A 15,094-nucleotide genomic window follows, 5' to 3' on the forward strand; every position below is an offset into this window, starting at 1 on the left:
GGTTTAACCTCCGATTTTGATTTTTCCGGCCTTGACCTGCTCCTTGTACGCGGAAAACTCCGCGTCGCTCATTTTGGCGATGCGGCTGGCTGCGGATATGCCGGACCCGCCTGCCGCGGCGCTGGCCGATCCCGGCTTTTCGGAATTGGCCAGGATGCGTTGCATCTGGGAAGCAACGTCCCCTTGGGCGCCGCCCTGCATGGAAGGCGACAGGCGGGCGATGGAATAGGCCGCGGCCAGGGGATTGCCGCTGTAGCGGATCACGTCCATAAGGCCGGGGTTGCTTTTAAGCACCTGGGGTAAATGTTCCTTGATGGTCTTGGCGAAGCCGGGGTTAGCCACGGCAAAGGAAAGCTGGGAAGCCAGGGCCTCGATTTGATGCGCCTGGCCCTGCAGGGCTTTTCTGGCCTCCCCCACGGTCAGGGGGGCGTCTTCGGCCATGCCGTCCAGGACTCCCGGCGTGGACGCCGGATGATTGCGCACCAGATCCAACTGCCTGCGGTATAAAGCGGCCTGGTCGCGGGCGTTCTTCAACTCCTCGCGCACGCTTTGGACCACGGACAAAGGCACGGTTTTCGCCTCTTGAGGGGCTTCCCGCCCTGCCTGCTGCGGCAAAGCTCCGGCTGCAGACTCCGGGGCGTCAGCCCCGGTCTGATGGATTGCTTCCCCGGCGGCGGGAAGATTTTCTGCGCCCGTGTTCGTTTGCACGTTTTCCATGGATTTCTCCTTTTTCCCCATTTAGGGGACGTCTCTCAATTACTCAGTAAAGTGAAAAATTTCCGTTTTCAGGCTTAACCGTGAATGATGGGCAACCGCCTGGCTGCGGCGGCGATTTCAGGGACCAACCCGGCCGGCGGGGCCTTGATGACGCTGGGGCGGTCCAGAGGCAGCACCCATAGCCGTTTGGCCCGGCCCTTTTGATTGTCGATGTGGAAGCACATGGTTCCCAGCATCTTGGGAGGTTGGACGCCGGAAAGCACGATGGTGGTGCGAATGCGCTTTTCGTCCGTAGGGTCCTGACGGCTGGCGACCAACAGGTAATAGGCCTTTTTGCCCTGATAGGAATCCACCACCTTGCGAATCCGATCCATGACCTCCCGGCCCATCATGGCCCGGGCGTCGCCCATGAGCAGGGTTGAGTCAGGGGAGAACAGGCTGGGCTGCTTGACGATGATCTCCGGCATGGTTGAGCTCCTTTTGCATTTTTCGAATGACGGGCATGGCCTGACGCAGGGCGTCGCGGTCCATTTGTGCGATCTCCCGGGCGGTGCGAACCCGCTCCCCGGTTTCGGCGGCCAGGTTCTTCATGGCCTGAGTCTGCTTTTGGGCCGCTCCTGCCAGATCGTTGCGCATCTTGGCTCTGGCCAGGTCTTTCTGCAGACGCATGAGGGCGGACTGCCCCTGGGCCTGGGAGGCTCTGGCCTTCTCCTCCTCCGCCAGCATGGCTTGCAGGCGGCCTTTGTCCTCAATGGGCGCGGCGTCCAGGACGGCTTTCCAGGGAATGGGCGCGCCCATTTGCTTGAGGCTGACAAGCTGGGCGAAATACATCTGCCGCTGTGAGTCGGATAAAACCCCTTCCACGGGAATGGCGTCGTACTTGCCGAAGTCTCCGGTAAAAAACTCCCGCGTCGGGGGCTGGCCTAAAATCCGGGAGACCTTCTGCGGAGTGTAGTTGGCCTGGATGAGCTTGATGAGCTTTTGGCCCACCAGTTTTTTCGCCAAACGATAATTGTCGAAGATATCCTGCAAAATGGTCAGCCCGGCCGCCTGTCGCATTTTGGCCAGGATTCCGGCAATCTGCATGTGGTCGCTCTCGGCCATGCCGAAGAGCTCTGAATTGGCGCCGGGGATCTCCATGATGTCCTTATCCAGGATTTCCGAAAGCTGCATGAGGCCCGCGGGAATATCCGGAGGCAGCAGGCGTTGGGCCTGATCCATATCGCCCTTCATCCAGACCACCTGGCCCTGGCCGCTTTGGTACAGGGCCTCCGGGTTGACCACGCTGTTTTCCCGGGCTTTCCAGCCTGTGGAAATCTGGGAGTCGATGATGTCCAGCATCTTGGAGCGCCGTTTGTTCACCTCGGTCTGGGGATCGCGCATGCACCGGACGATCCCCTGGAGCTTCCAGCTCGCCTGGTCGTATTCCGGCTCGAAAAAGCCCAGCACCGGGACGAAAGGAAAATCCTCCAGCCCGCCCGGCTCCGGCCCCTGATGAATAAGCTGGTCTTCCACGAACACGGCCAGTTCCACGCTGCGGCGCATGGTTTCAAAAATCTTCAGTCCGGGGTGGGCGGAAAGGAGGCGCTCCAGAGTCTGGGCGTCCCCTTTCCATGGCAGGCTCAGCCCTGTGGCGGGATCCATAAGGATGGTGAGGGGCTTGTGGGTGCGCGTCCAGAACTCGTCGTACCGGAGCAGGTTGTCCCCGGCGGGATTGCGGGCCAGGGCGCCGTATTCATACTTGCCGTCCGCAACGCCCTTTGGGCTGATGTTGTCTATCAAATGCCGCTTGCCCGCGGGCAAAATGGATCGGACGGCGTCCTTGGTCAACAGCTCCCGGCGGCAGATGTAATTGCAATCCGACAAGTCCCGCTCCGAAAAAGCCGGGTCCAGCAAAAACCGGTTGTGGGGCGCCCGCTTGATCCTGATGTCTCCGTTCAGGGGATCGCGGGAGTAATCCACAAAAAGATTGACCAGGTTGACGCCGGTTTTGAGGGCGCCCGCGGAAAAGGCGTCCGACATGACGTGATAGGCGTTGCAGGACTGCATCTGCCATTGGCACAGGGCGGAAAGCTGGGAGGCCGTGGCCTGGTCCGATCCTTCCACGGGATCCACCTTGAGGGCCAGCCGGTTTTTCCGCTGGTATCCCTCAATCAGCTTGACCACCCGCCGCACTTTGTTGAAAACCAGGGCGCTCCGGCGCTGTTTGTCCAGGTAGCGTTTGGCCGAGGCGTCCCACTGGTCGCCCAGCATGACGGAGAGGTCGGTATTGGCTTCGGACAGAAAAGGCGCCCAATAGGCGTGAGCGCGCTCATAAGCCTGGGTAAAATCCTTTTTGATGTCGTTTTCGTTCATGGATTCCTCAAGGGGGTGAAGGGTTCCGATAAAAATCAAACGCCCATGGGCGGGGCGTATTGCTGATACATCCGGCAGGCCTGGGAGGCGGTCATGCCCAGGGACTCCCGCTGACAGAGGTCCATGCCCACGGCCAGGTAACGAAATGCGTCGGCGGCGTGGCTGGTCCAGTCGTGATGGGGGACGGCCCCAAAGCAGGCAGTGCGTTCGTTGTAAACCCGCCTGTATTGGCGAAGGGCTTCCAGGCCTTTGGCGCATTTATGCTGGTCGAACCAGCAACGGGGAATGATCAAGCGGGCTGCATTGATGCCGTCGGCCAGGGGCAGGTTGGGCGCTACGGAGAATGATACGCCGAGGCTTTTTGCCGATTCCAGGCGGCTTTTTCCCGTGCCCAATTCCCGAACCCGGATGTCGTGGGGCGCCAAGTGGGTTCCGTACAGATAATCGCGCTCCCGCAGGGCTCGCACATAATAATCCAGCCCCTGGCCGGCGTCTTCCAGGTAATCCACCACTCGGATTTCTCCGCCGGGCGAAACCTGAAAAAACCACACCGCGGTGGAGTCGCTCACGCCCAAATCCCAGGCCGTATGGACGGGGAGGGCGCGCTCCACGGGCAGGGAAACGATGCGGCCTTCCTTTTCAGCCAGGGCGATCAAAGGCCCGTAATAGGCGCCTACGATGGCGGCGGAAAAACTGCATTCAAACTCCTGCTCATATTGTTCGGGCGTCATTTCCTTTTTGGCGGCGTCCAACTCATTTCGCCCAACAATGCCGGTTTCCGAAGCCCGATACATGGCGCAAAACCAGTCCGGGTCGTTTTTGGCGAACTGATACAGATCGTAAAAAGCGTTGTGCCCGCGGGGGGTGCCGATGAACATGGCCCAGCCCAGCCGGTCGGATAGGGCGGGGCGTATGATTTCCCCCCAGACCCGTTCGGGCATCTGGGCCATTTCGTCCAGAACCGCGCCGTCCAGGTAAATCCCTCTGAGGCGGTCGGGGTTGTCCGCGCCCAAAAGGGTGATGCGTGCGCCGTTAGGGAGGTCGCACCGCAGTTCGGTTTCGTGAAAAGTCGTTCCGTCAATGGCGCCTGCGAACTTTTTCAAATAATCCCAGACCACGCTCTTGGCTTGCTTGTACAATGGGGCGATGTAGGCGTACCTGGGTGCAGGCAGGGGGTTTTGGCAGGCTTTCATGATGAGCTCGTTGACTGCGGCCACGGTTTTTCCGAACCTGCGGTGGCAAACCAAAACGGAGAATCGCTTTTTGTTCTGATGAATCTCCCATTGATGCCTGCGGGGGCGGTAGGGAATCGTCACGCTGTGAAACCCTTGCGGACCAGAATGTATTTGCAGCGCTTTTTCTTGCATTCCCTATAAATCCTCTCCGGCCCAACGGATCTCCATGGGGCCCGGCTGTTCTTCCTTTTTCCCGAACATTCCCAAATGCTTGCCCATTAACTCCGCCGCCCGGATCGCCGTGGAATACTGTTTGGCCTCCATGGCGCCTTCCCGGGCGTCCTCCAGGTATTGAAGGACAACCTCCTGCGTCAACTCCTGCTCAAGATTGGATTGAAGCTGAGGGCTCATGGTTTTCTCCTGGAACGCCTAAAAACCAGTCTTCGTCCAGCTCTTCAAAGAATCCGCCTCCGGTAATAGGGCGCGGCTCCCCCAATACGCCGTCCGGATCGTTTCCGTAACCGTATTCATCAAACAACTCTTCCCATTCCATGATCTTCTCCTTTGGCAAGAAGGCTCAAAACAAAAGGGAGGCGCCCCTCGAATGGCTAAAAGCATATCACGGGTTTCGGCCTGGTTCGGTCTATGCACAGGTATGGACAGAAGGGGGCGATGCAGGCCCAGTTAAAACTATTGACAGGTTTCTCATGGGGAAAAACTTATAATTATGGCAGTAAAAACTATGGGCTTGACCTGCAAAGCAAGGTGTAGTCTAATAGAGAATAATCTCTATAGAAATTGCTAATGAAAGCAGACAGATGAGTGCAACTACAAGACCAGCCCCCAATAGGGGGGACCTGGAAAAACGCATTTTTGAGCTGGAAGCAGAGTTGGAGCTATTGCGCTCCTGGCGCAACAACGGCGGAGACGATCTCTTTCGCACCATGTACGAATCCTCCAACGTCGGCATCGCCAGAGTGGCGCTGGACTTCACCATTCTGGAGGCCAACAGGGCCTACTGCGAGATGTTAGGCTATTCCGAAGACGAGCTGATTGGAAAAACGCTCCAGCAAATCACCGCGCCCGAGTCCCTTCCCGAAAACATTGAAAAACAAAAACTGTTAAGAGACTTGAAAATAGACTCTTTCCGGATGGAAAAAGAGTTTATCCGCAAGGACGGATCCCAGGCTTGGGGGCTTCTTCACGCCAGCGTCATTAAAAATGGACAGGGGGAAGCCCAGTATTTTTTGGGAAGCGTGGCGGACATAAGCGACCGCAAGAAGGTGGAAGCTGAGCTGCGGGAAAGCGAGTTTAAATATCGAACTTTATTTGAAAATATGGAGCAAGGCGTATTTTACCAAAAAGATACGGGCGAACTGTCCGACGTCAACACCAGGGCTTTGGAGCTTTTTGGCCTGACGCGCGATGAGTTTTTGGGAAGGACTTCCAAGCATCCGGAGTGGAAGGTTTTTGATGAAGAAGGGAACCTCCTGGAGCCCAAGGACCATCCCTCCATAAAAACGCTGCGCACGGGCCGGGCGGTACGCGATCAGGTGCTGGGAGTATACAATCCTCGCAAGAAGCAGATGGTGTGGCTAAGCGTCAGCGCCACTCCCCAGTGCGGCCATGATCACGAGCTTCCCTGCCAGGTCTTTGTCACCTTGCACGATCTGACGGCGCTAAAAAACATGCAACGGCGCTTGTCCCAAAGCCACAAGCTGGAAGCCATCGGCACGCTTGCCGGAGGGATAGCCCATGATTTTAACAACTTACTCAGCGTAATATTAGGAAACGCCGAACTGGCCATAAGCGACACCCCCCACGACAGCCCTGCGGCGGAAAGCCTGCTGGAAATCCAGTCCGCCGGCATGAGGGCGCGGGACGTAGTCAGGCAGCTTTTGGAATTCGCCAAGCCGGAAGGAAAGAAAAAGCAACTGGTGGACTTGATAGGGATTGTGCAGGAGTCCATAAGGTTTCTGCGGGCCACAATCCCTTCCACCGTGGACATCCAGGTGAAAATCCTGATTAACAAGGCGCCTGTCATGGCTGACCCGTCCAACCTGTATCAGGTCATGATCAACCTGTGCACCAATGCCGCCCACGCCATGGCGGGCCGTGGGGGAGTTCTGGGCGTAAACGTGACCCGGCACGAAAGCACCGGCGAAGATCCCGACTTTTTCGCCTTGGGGCCTGGAGAATATGTTCGCCTTTCCGTATCCGACACCGGAGTTGGGATGGACGTGCAAACCCAAAACAAGATATTCGACCCTTATTTCACGACTAGAGACGTTGGAGAAGGAGCCGGCATGGGGCTTGCCGTGGTGCATGGCATTGTGGAAGCCCACGGAGGACGGATCCATGTGGAAAGCGAGCCGGAAAAAGGCTCTACCTTCACCGTGGTTTTTCCCCTGGCTTTGGCCCTGCCCGCGGCGCCGGCCTTAAACGGAAACAGCTATGAGGGCGGCAACGAACGAATTTTGCTGGTGGATGACGAGGCTTCGGTACTGCGCACCGTAAACATGATGCTGGAACGCCTGGGCTACCAGGTAACCTCATACAACGACGCTCCGGAAGCCCTGGAGGCCTTTAAAGAGAGGCCGGAGGATTTTGACGCCATTGTAACGGACATGACCATGCCCGGGCTTACCGGCGCCTTGCTTGCGGAAGAGGCCCACGCCGTCAAGCCGGGCGTACCGGTGGTGTTGTGCACCGGTTATTCGGAAAATATTGACGAAGAATCAGCCAAGGACCAGGGCATTTCGGCTTTTATCATGAAGCCGGTGGTGCGCAGGGAGATGGCCCGGGTTATCCGGTTCGCCCTGGACGGGGCCGGGTCATCCGGCCGCGCTGTGGAACCTGGCTAGTTCCCTCCCGAACAAGCCCATGGCCTGCTCCAAACCTCTTAAGGAGGATTCGATCATATATTTCGTCAGGCGATCAAACGGGTGCGTCGCCCGAAACAGGAGCACCCTGGCGTTTAGGTCCACGGCAAAGGCGCCGTAGAGAATATCGCGGTTGATCTGCAGGACTCTTTTGAAAAACTCCTCCGTGTTATTTTCCGGAACCACCGATACGATCTGCTCCATAATAAGCACATCCGTTGCGCAATCAAAAACCATGTTGATTATGGCGTTCGCCTCGTCGCTGGCTACGAGCAGGCTCCGGCTCATGTCTTCCTTGACAATGGAAACCCCCAGGTCTTCCAAAAGGTCCCGGGTTCTTATAAAATTCCATGACCCGGTCATATAATCCTCCAAAAAACTGCGTGTTACGGCTCCATCGAAAGATGGTCCAGGTAGTTCTGCGCGTCTTCGCTTCCTGAATTGGCCGCCGTGACAAAGGCTTCCATGGCGGCGTCCTCTTCCCCGGCGAGCAACAAGATGCGCGCCTTCCCGTAAGTATATACCGGGTTGTCAGGGCTGAACTCCAGAGCTTTGCCGGTATGCTTCAGGGCGAGGGAATAATCCTTTAATTCGGCGTAAGCCAGGGCCGCTGCAAAATGGGCGGCCGGGCTTTCGGGATTCAGTTCCAAGGCCTTTTTATAGGCTTTCAAAGCGGCGTTGGGCCCGCCGTACATGGCGGACAGATTGCCTTTTTCCACCAGAGCGGCCACTTCCCGGGCAAGCCGTTCCTCGGGAGTCAGTTCCGGCTCGGCGTAATCCGTTTCCGGTTCAGCGGGCTCCCCGGCGTCGGCGTACTGGCTTCCCGCCTCATCAGGCTGAAACATTTCATCGTCAGGCTGCATCACAACGTCTCCCTGCATGGCCCTGCCCGGACCGCCGGGGGCCATGCCCTGAAATACGCTTGCCAGGCTTTTGATTTCATTGGGATCCAGCGCCATTTCCATGCGCATGGCGCCGTCGCCCATGTCCATGGTCGCACGCATTTTGACGGATAGTCCTCCGGAAGGAAGTTTAACCGAGGGGTCGCTCTTTGCCGCCATTTCCATAAACTGGCCAATGTCCATATCCATGGTGAAAAAATGCCCGGAGGCTTTTCCCGGCTTAAGATATTTGGCCTTGCTGATGACCCGCTGCAATTTGGCGTCCGTATTTGCAAAAAACACAAAGCCGTCTTGGCTGGCCATTCTCAATTCCATGGCGTTGGTCCGCATCTTCTGGGTCGCAGGATCAGGTTGGGAAACCAGGGCTTTCAAGCCTTGCACCTTCAGGCCCGCGACCTTGGAGTCTTTTGTACGCTCGTATAGTGCGCCGCCCGGGACGTTTGCAAGTTGGGCGTTGTTTTTTGAAATATCCACGGAGCACTGAATCATGCGGCTGATAAAAACGTCTCCGCCGGCCGGATCATTGATGCACAGGATTCCTTCCAGGATGAATTCTTCGCGGTCAAGGTCAAGAGACATTCCCGCGGCGTATTCGCCGGTCATTTCCCTGGCAATGGAGTCAAAGCAGGAAAAATCGACGCCCAGTTTTTTGTAAAAAGGCCCCAGGGACCCGGCGAGCATGTCCATGAAAGGCTCCACCGCATATGGGCGGGACCGGTATTGGATAGGGCCGTCGGGCTTGTAATTGGCCAGCCGGGCCTCCCCTTCAGGGGGCGCTGCGAGAGCTTTGGCCAGCTGAGTTCCGGGAATGGCTTTTCCTTCCATGGAAAACGCGGCTTTCGAGCGGGTCAGCGTAACACCCATGCCCATGGTTTCGAGCTGATTAAGAAGGCTCAGAAAGCCTTGCATCATCTCTTGCATGTCCTGCCGGGATAAAGCGCCCTGGCTTTGCATGGCGGCCTGATCGAGCATCATCGCCATGTTTTTTTCCAACTGATCTGCATATATCTTGGCGGGAACCCTTACGAAAACCGAGTCTTTTGACTTTCTTGCGGATTCCTTTTCCAGGGCGGCGGCGACCTCTCCGGGCATGGGCCCCATGGGAGGATAGACGATCCGATAGTGGTCCGAGCCTGCCTGGGCCTGCGTCATTTGCTGAAAATTCTGACTGGGCCTCAAAAACGGGATGAACCCATAGACAATGGGCGTCTCGCCTTCCATATAAACCATGGCGACGGCCGACCGGTTGGGATCGATCCAATCCGTGCCGCCCATCATAGCCCTGGCCGGCATGGTGACGGCTTGGCCGGGATTGGCTTCTGCAGCCCATTCATCTATGATATCAAATATTTCATTGATGTCGTTAATCCGGACTATCGCCATGTCTTCCAAATTTGGTTGACACCAGGCGGGAAAAACGCTCCCGGTCGCCAATATTACAGCCAAGGCAAAAGACCATGCCAGCAGGAATCGCGTTTTCATAACGTTCTCCTTTTACAAAGTACAAACAGACCCGGCAATTACGGAAAAGAGATATTATCCCCACTTTATTTTCGTTGTAATATCATACCTGTCCTTTCTTGTCTTTTGAAAATCGGGAATTTTCCAGTGAAACCCGTCACATGCCGTTTTTTATTTAGCAAAAAGACCCGTTAGATTATATTTGTGTAAGGTTTTTTTTAGGCTTGACACATGGAAAATGGGTGTGCTAATGCCCTCATATTATGGGAAACGCAATGAAATATACCGGTTTTTGGTGGTGGCGCAGCTTACTCAGCCGGTGAGGTGCGTCTTGCGAACTTTCCCATAGACGAAAACATAAAAGGAAAACGCGGGCAGCCTCAAGGGTCCGCGATTTTTTTATACCGCGGGCCAACCGGCTTGGCGGTATTTTTGTTTAAGCGGCCGGTCCCTGAGTACGCCCAAACCGCTGTTCATCATAACAAGCCCTGCGCGGCAGGGAATCAACTAACTACGGGTCTGAAGCGGCCCAAACCTCAAAAAAGGGGAGACTTATCATGGCTTCGCACAAAATCCTTTTGACCGAAGACGAAATGCCCAGACAATGGTACAACATTCTGGCAGACATCAAAATGAACCCGCCCTTGGGACCGGACGGAAATCCCGTTTCACCGGATCAACTGGCGCCGGTTTTTCCCATGAACCTCATTGAGCAGGAAGTCAGCTCCGAACGTTGGATCGACATTCCCCAAGAGGTCATGGACATTTACACCCTGTGGCGTCCGTCTCCCCTGGTTCGCGCCACCCGTTTGGAAAAGGCTTTGGGAACCCCGGCCCGCATCTACTTCAAAAACGAAGGCGTCAGCCCCGCCGGAAGCCACAAGCCCAACACCGCCGTTCCCCAGGCTTACTACAACAAGGAATTCGGCATTAAAAAGATCACCACCGAAACCGGCGCCGGCCAGTGGGGCAGCGCGCTCTCTTTTGCATGCGCCCAGTTCGGCCTGCAATGCACGGTTTACATGGTGCGCATCTCTTTTGACCAGAAGCCTTACCGTAAGTCCATGATGGGCGTATGGGGCGGAAAATGCATCGCCAGCCCCAGCACCCTGACCAAGGCCGGCCGCGAAGCCCTGGAAAGAGATCCCAACACTCCCGGCTCCCTGGGCATCGCCATCTCCGAAGCCGTGGAAGCGGCCGTCAGCGATGAAACCGGAGAAACCCGTTACTCCCTGGGCAGCGTGCTCAACCACGTCATGCTGCATCAGACCGTCATCGGCCTGGAAGCCAAAAAACAACTTGAAAAGGTGGGTGAATACCCGGACATCGTCATCGGATGCGCCGGCGGCGGCAGCAACTTCGCCGGTCTGGCCTTCCCCTTCGCCCAAGACAAAATCAACGGCAAGCAAGTGGAAATCTACCCCGTGGAACCCGCGGCATGCCCCACGCTGACCAAAGCCCCCTTCGTCTACGACCACGGCGACGTAGCCGGCTACACCCCGCTGCTGCCCATGCACAGCCTGGGACACGCCTTTGTGCCCGCCCCGATCCACGCCGGCGGCCTGCGCTATCATGGCATGGCCCCCACGGTCAGCCAGTTGGTGGACGAAGGCATTTTGGACGCCAAATCCGTGAATCAACTTGATTGTTACGAAGCCGGTCTTACCTTTGCTAGGAGCGAGGGACATATTCCCGCGCCGGAAACCACCCACGCCATTGCTCAGGTGATCAAAGAAGCCAACAAAGCCAAGGAAGAAGGCAAGGAAAAGGTCATCCTGTTCAACTGGAGCGGCCACGGAGCGCTGGACCTGGGCGCCTACGAGAAATACCTTGCGGGCGAACTGCACAACTTTGAACTGACAGACGCTGAAATGACTGAGGCTATGGAAATTTTCAAGAATTATCCCAAGCCGGAGCACCTGAAGAGCAGGTAAATGAGCGCTGAAAACAACCCTATGGTTAGACGCTGCCCGCGGCTGGGCAACCCCATCGCCTTCCCCTATTGCATGAAATGCGGGGAAAACAACGGCGTCTGCTTCAAAATCCTGGATTGCTGGTGGGAGGTATTTGACGTGGCGTCCTACCTGAAGGACGCTCTCTCCCCCGAGGACTTCCAAAAGCTGGCCGCCGCGCAGGAAACCGGCCCCCAATCCAAGATGGCCTCTCTGCTGAAAGTGGTGGAAAAGGTTTCCAAGTAAAGGGAAAAAACCAGGCCGGGATCCCGTGAAGGATCCCGGCCTCAAAAATTTTATCCATCAAACACAGGAGGTTCCTTTGATTATCAGACAACTGGCCGTCGGCCCCCTGCAAGCCAATTGTTTCATCGTGGGATGCGAAAAGACCAAACAGGCCGTGGTCATCGACCCGGGCGGAGAAGCGGACAAGATCCTCATGACCCTGGCCAACCACAAGCTCACCCTCACGGCTATCCTGAACACCCATGGCCATTTCGACCATGTGGAGGGCAATAAAGGCCTGAAGGACGCTACGGGCTGCGACATCTACATTCATGAAGAAGACGCCCCCATGCTCCAGATGGTTTCCTCCCTGGCTTCCAGCTTTGGGCTGCAAATGAAAAACTCCCCTCCCGCAGACAAGTTTCTGAAAGAGGGCGATGTGATTTCCGTCGGAGAAGAAAGCCTGAAAGTGGTGCACACACCCGGCCATTCTCCCGGCGGAGTCTCGTTTTGCGCAGATGGCGTGGTCTTTGTGGGCGACACCCTGTTTGCAGGGTCCATCGGAAGGACCGACCTTCCCGGAGGCAGCTACAACCAGCTTATCGCCTCAGTTAAGGACAAAATCTTCCCCCTGGGCGATGAATGCGTGGTCTGCGCCGGACACGGGCCGGAAACAACCGTAGGGCGCGAAAAAATGTATAACCCATTTTTTCAATAGTTTATTTTGACGCTTTCCCGTTAAAACTCAGGAGGGGCGCGGAAATTTTCCGCCCTCTCCTTTTTTTATTAAAGATGCGTCAAAATATTGCCGATTAGCTTCACAGGCGAATCCTGGCACGGGGATTGGCCGTTTTCCGTTAACTTTTTACAGGAGTGTGGACCATGATTGCAGGAATCAACGCGTCAGTTTCCGCTCTTAACGCCTACGGCCGGAAGTTTCAATCCACGGCCAACAATACCGCGAATATCGACACGGACGGCTATAAAAAAACCCGGGTAACCATGTCGGAAGCGGCCAACGGCTCGGTAGAGACGGTTACGGAAAGGGTGAATACGCCAGGCCCCATTGTGAACGAAATGACCTCGGAGGGCTCCGTTCTGGTGGAAAAATCCAACGTAGACCTGGCCCAGGAAGTGACCAACCAAATCCTGGCGGCCAGAGGCTACGAGGCCAACCTGGCTTCGGTCAAAGCCTTCGACGAAATGCTCGGCTCCACACTTGATCTGATAAAATAACCTTAATATCAAATAGTTATGTTTATCGTCCATTCCTGACGGGAAGGCTTTCAGCCTTCCCGTTTTTGTTTTTATAAGCCTGCCTGCTTGGGGTGGAAAACAAAATATATTTAGTGTATTGTTCATGAAAAGCGGCATTTAAACGAACCAAAGCGCTTTAAGCTGCAAAAGACAAAAGACCCTTGCGGGGAGGACGGCCCGTTAAGGAGTACGAAATTTTATGTGCGCATGCAGCCTTTTGGCAAAAAGAGGGAGAGCTTCCACGACTATTGGTCTGCAACGGCCTCAAACGTCCGTCATCCCCGTGGAGGGAGGCGGCGGGATGATTGCGGTTGTTTTGCAATCATCATGACGCGTTCCCGGAAACGGGGACCCAGTGTCCTTGAGATTCACGGCGGAGCTGCAGTTTCAGCCGTTTGACAATAGATATAACAAGCAGATAGTGCATACTGCAAACGCAAGATTCCACATAGCGCCTATAAGATGCAAAACCAAGGATTATGAAACTCAAAGAACCCAAGTACAAAATTCTGGAAGCGGAGCTGAAAAAAAACATCATCTCCGGAAAATGGAAAGTCGGGCAGCTCATCCCCACCGAGACGGAATTGTGCAAGTCCACAGGCACAAGCCGGGTTACGGTCCGGCGGGCGCTTTCCAACCTGGAAGGGGAGGGGCTTATTGACAGAAGCCCGGGCAGAGGCACCATTGTCACGGATTTCAAGGAAGCGGAAAGGCAGTGGTATGCGCGCGGGCTAGTCAGCCAGTACATATACACCCAGGACTTCAACAGCGAGCTTCTGTCCGTGGAAAGCGTGATTCCCTCCCCGGCCGAGTATGTCTTCAGAGGTTTTGACGACCCTGAAAGCATCACCCGCTTTCGTATTTTAAGAAAAATCGGCAAGACGCCCTATATTCTCAACACAACCTACATATCCAGCGAGTATGCCGACGACGTGCTCAGCCGTTTTCACCACGAGGAAAACGCCTTTATTTTTCAGATTCTGGAGGAAATCACGGGCAAAATGGTCCATAAGGTGGAGGATGTCATGGACATCCAGCCTGTTGTGGGGGAAGCGGCAGAGCTTCTGGAAGTCGCCGAAGGAACGCCTGTTTTTTACCTTACCCGCATCCTAACGGACGAGGACGACCATCTGGTCCAGGTGACCAGAATGCGCCAACGCCCCGACGTCCAAAAACTTTCCGTTACGTTTGAGAAAAAGGTTAGAAGCAAGAAGTGAATTTGTCCAGCATGCCCTTGACTATGCCTTCAAGCACAATTAAACTAAGTTAATCTAAAATTATAACTCGATATTGATCAATGATTTCATAACTTTATAAAGTTAGTCATTTAGTAAGGATGTCCCCAAAAACGCAAACACGCCAGTGCCAGATTGGATTTTGCAATTATTCTAAAAAGATATTAATAGCTTCGTCCTTTTCATCCTTGCTACGCCCGGCCTTAATCTGAAACTTAACTTTTGCCCCTATACTTAAAGCCTCCCAAACCACCCCGGCTTTAAGCTTCGATTTATGAAAGAAATAATCATCACCATTTGTATCTCTTATAAATCCATATCTTGAAGGCTTTAGGTCAGCAATTGTTCCGCTAATTTCTTTGGGTTGGTTTTTTTGGACTTCCTCCAATTCAGGCACATAAGCGTAGGCTTTTGGCAGCAAGCGTTTTTGACTATCAATGAAACCTAATGCTTGAAGGCTCCAATCTGGTTTATCAATGTACGGACTCTTTGATGAAATTAAGCTACGAATTGCTTTTATACTATTGTGGTCAATATAAGGTAATGGAGGAATAGACTTTAGCGCTTCAAGTAGTTCACCAAGATATTGATCAAGTTCTTTTGGCGTACGTAGCTTAAACCTTCCAATCGTAAGCGTCCAAAGAAGTACCCGGCAGGGATAAGAATCAATCGTTGGAGAGGTTAAAATCCGGGGTTGGCAGGAGGGCTTGGTAGTCTTCCCGGCAAGTCGCCAGGGGGAGTCTTTCAAATAAAACCTTCAGGTAGGCGAAGGGCTCCAGGCCGTTGGCCTTGGCCGTCTCGGTCAGGCTGAAGAACAACGCGCTGGCCTCCGCTCCTCTGGGCGATCCCGCAAATAACCAGTTCTTCCGGCCCACCACAAAAGGCCGAATCGCGTTTTCCGCCGCATTATTGTCCGGCTTCAGATATCCCTCT

Annotated in this window: 16 protein-coding genes; 6 read left to right on the forward strand and 10 right to left on the reverse strand. The window is 55.0% G+C overall.

The features are described from left to right. Positions 1-3 precede the first annotated feature (3 nt). From BUE18_RS25040 to BUE18_RS28135, 6 genes are all read right to left on the reverse strand, one after another. A complete protein-coding gene (locus BUE18_RS25040) occupies positions 4-717 on the reverse strand; it encodes a hypothetical protein (RefSeq protein WP_073478881.1) in 714 nt (237 codons plus the stop codon). A gap of 74 nt (positions 718-791) precedes the next feature. Further along, the gene (locus BUE18_RS25045; RefSeq protein ID WP_073478882.1) at positions 792-1,184 is read right to left on the reverse strand and encodes a hypothetical protein; all 393 of its coding nucleotides are present in this window, start codon (positions 1,182-1,184) and stop codon (positions 792-794) included. Continuing rightward, positions 1,141-3,072 (reverse strand): portal protein, encoded by a 1,932-nt coding sequence (locus tag BUE18_RS25050; protein WP_139264920.1) that lies wholly within the window; start codon positions 3,070-3,072, stop codon positions 1,141-1,143. Before BUE18_RS25050 ends, BUE18_RS25045 begins: the two co-directional genes overlap by 44 nt. A 35-nt stretch (positions 3,073-3,107) precedes the next feature. Further along, positions 3,108-4,439, reverse strand: a complete 1,332-nt coding sequence (locus tag BUE18_RS25055; RefSeq protein WP_073478884.1) for a terminase large subunit domain-containing protein — start codon at positions 4,437-4,439, stop codon at positions 3,108-3,110. Between the two features lie 3 nt (positions 4,440-4,442). Further along, on the reverse strand, positions 4,443-4,658 hold the full coding sequence (locus tag BUE18_RS25060) for a hypothetical protein (protein WP_073478885.1): 216 nt from the start codon (positions 4,656-4,658) through the stop codon (positions 4,443-4,445). Continuing rightward, complete coding sequence (locus BUE18_RS28135) at positions 4,630-4,800, reverse strand: SPRY domain-containing protein (RefSeq protein ID WP_170868464.1); 171 nt, start codon at positions 4,798-4,800, stop codon at positions 4,630-4,632. Before BUE18_RS28135 ends, BUE18_RS25060 begins: the two co-directional genes overlap by 29 nt. 265 nt (positions 4,801-5,065) lie before the next feature. Between BUE18_RS28135 and BUE18_RS25065 the strand changes: the two genes are divergently transcribed. After that, the gene (locus tag BUE18_RS25065) at positions 5,066-7,111 is read left to right on the forward strand and encodes a PAS domain S-box protein (protein WP_083611282.1); all 2,046 of its coding nucleotides are present in this window, start codon (positions 5,066-5,068) and stop codon (positions 7,109-7,111) included. Here BUE18_RS25065 and BUE18_RS25070 read toward each other — a convergent pair. Together BUE18_RS25070 and BUE18_RS25075 are read right to left on the reverse strand one after the other, a co-directional pair. Then, on the reverse strand, positions 7,082-7,492 hold the full coding sequence (locus tag BUE18_RS25070; protein WP_073478887.1) for a YbjN domain-containing protein: 411 nt from the start codon (positions 7,490-7,492) through the stop codon (positions 7,082-7,084). The two genes, BUE18_RS25065 and BUE18_RS25070, sit on opposite strands and share 30 nt — an antisense overlap. Before the next feature lie 23 nt (positions 7,493-7,515). After that, positions 7,516-9,513, reverse strand: coding sequence for a tetratricopeptide repeat protein (locus BUE18_RS25075; RefSeq protein WP_073478888.1), 1,998 nt, complete (start codon positions 9,511-9,513; stop codon positions 7,516-7,518). Positions 9,514-10,049: 536 nt separating this feature from the next. On the opposite strand from BUE18_RS25075, the gene BUE18_RS25080 reads away from it, so the two are divergent. The 5 genes from BUE18_RS25080 to BUE18_RS25100 all read left to right on the forward strand — a co-directional run bounded on the left by BUE18_RS25080 (position 10,050) and on the right by BUE18_RS25100 (position 14,143). Next, entirely contained in the window at positions 10,050-11,426 is a 1,377-nt protein-coding gene (locus tag BUE18_RS25080; protein WP_073478889.1) for a TrpB-like pyridoxal phosphate-dependent enzyme, read from the forward strand. Beyond that, entirely contained in the window at positions 11,427-11,690 is a 264-nt protein-coding gene (locus BUE18_RS25085) for a hypothetical protein (protein ID WP_073478890.1), read from the forward strand. Between the two features lie 76 nt (positions 11,691-11,766). Then, the gene (locus BUE18_RS25090) at positions 11,767-12,387 is read left to right on the forward strand and encodes an MBL fold metallo-hydrolase (protein ID WP_073478895.1); all 621 of its coding nucleotides are present in this window, start codon (positions 11,767-11,769) and stop codon (positions 12,385-12,387) included. A 164-nt stretch (positions 12,388-12,551) separates the two neighbouring features. Next, the gene (locus BUE18_RS25095) at positions 12,552-12,905 is read left to right on the forward strand and encodes a flagellar basal body rod C-terminal domain-containing protein (protein ID WP_073478891.1); all 354 of its coding nucleotides are present in this window, start codon (positions 12,552-12,554) and stop codon (positions 12,903-12,905) included. A gap of 500 nt (positions 12,906-13,405) precedes the next feature. Next, on the forward strand, positions 13,406-14,143 hold the full coding sequence (locus tag BUE18_RS25100; RefSeq protein WP_073478892.1) for a GntR family transcriptional regulator: 738 nt from the start codon (positions 13,406-13,408) through the stop codon (positions 14,141-14,143). A gap of 166 nt (positions 14,144-14,309) precedes the next feature. On the opposite strand, the gene BUE18_RS27380 is transcribed toward BUE18_RS25100, so the two are convergent. Next, on the reverse strand, positions 14,310-14,909 hold the full coding sequence (locus BUE18_RS27380) for a cold shock domain-containing protein (RefSeq protein ID WP_083611283.1): 600 nt from the start codon (positions 14,907-14,909) through the stop codon (positions 14,310-14,312). Then, on the reverse strand, positions 14,827-15,094 hold a 268-nt coding region (locus BUE18_RS25110), incomplete at its 5' end, for a transposase domain-containing protein (protein ID WP_139264924.1). The genes BUE18_RS27380 and BUE18_RS25110, both read right to left, overlap by 83 nt.

Origin of the sequence: Desulfatibacillum alkenivorans DSM 16219, from assembly GCF_900142135.1 — a bacterium.
Lineage (GTDB): Bacteria > Desulfobacterota > Desulfobacteria > Desulfobacterales > Desulfatibacillaceae > Desulfatibacillum > Desulfatibacillum alkenivorans.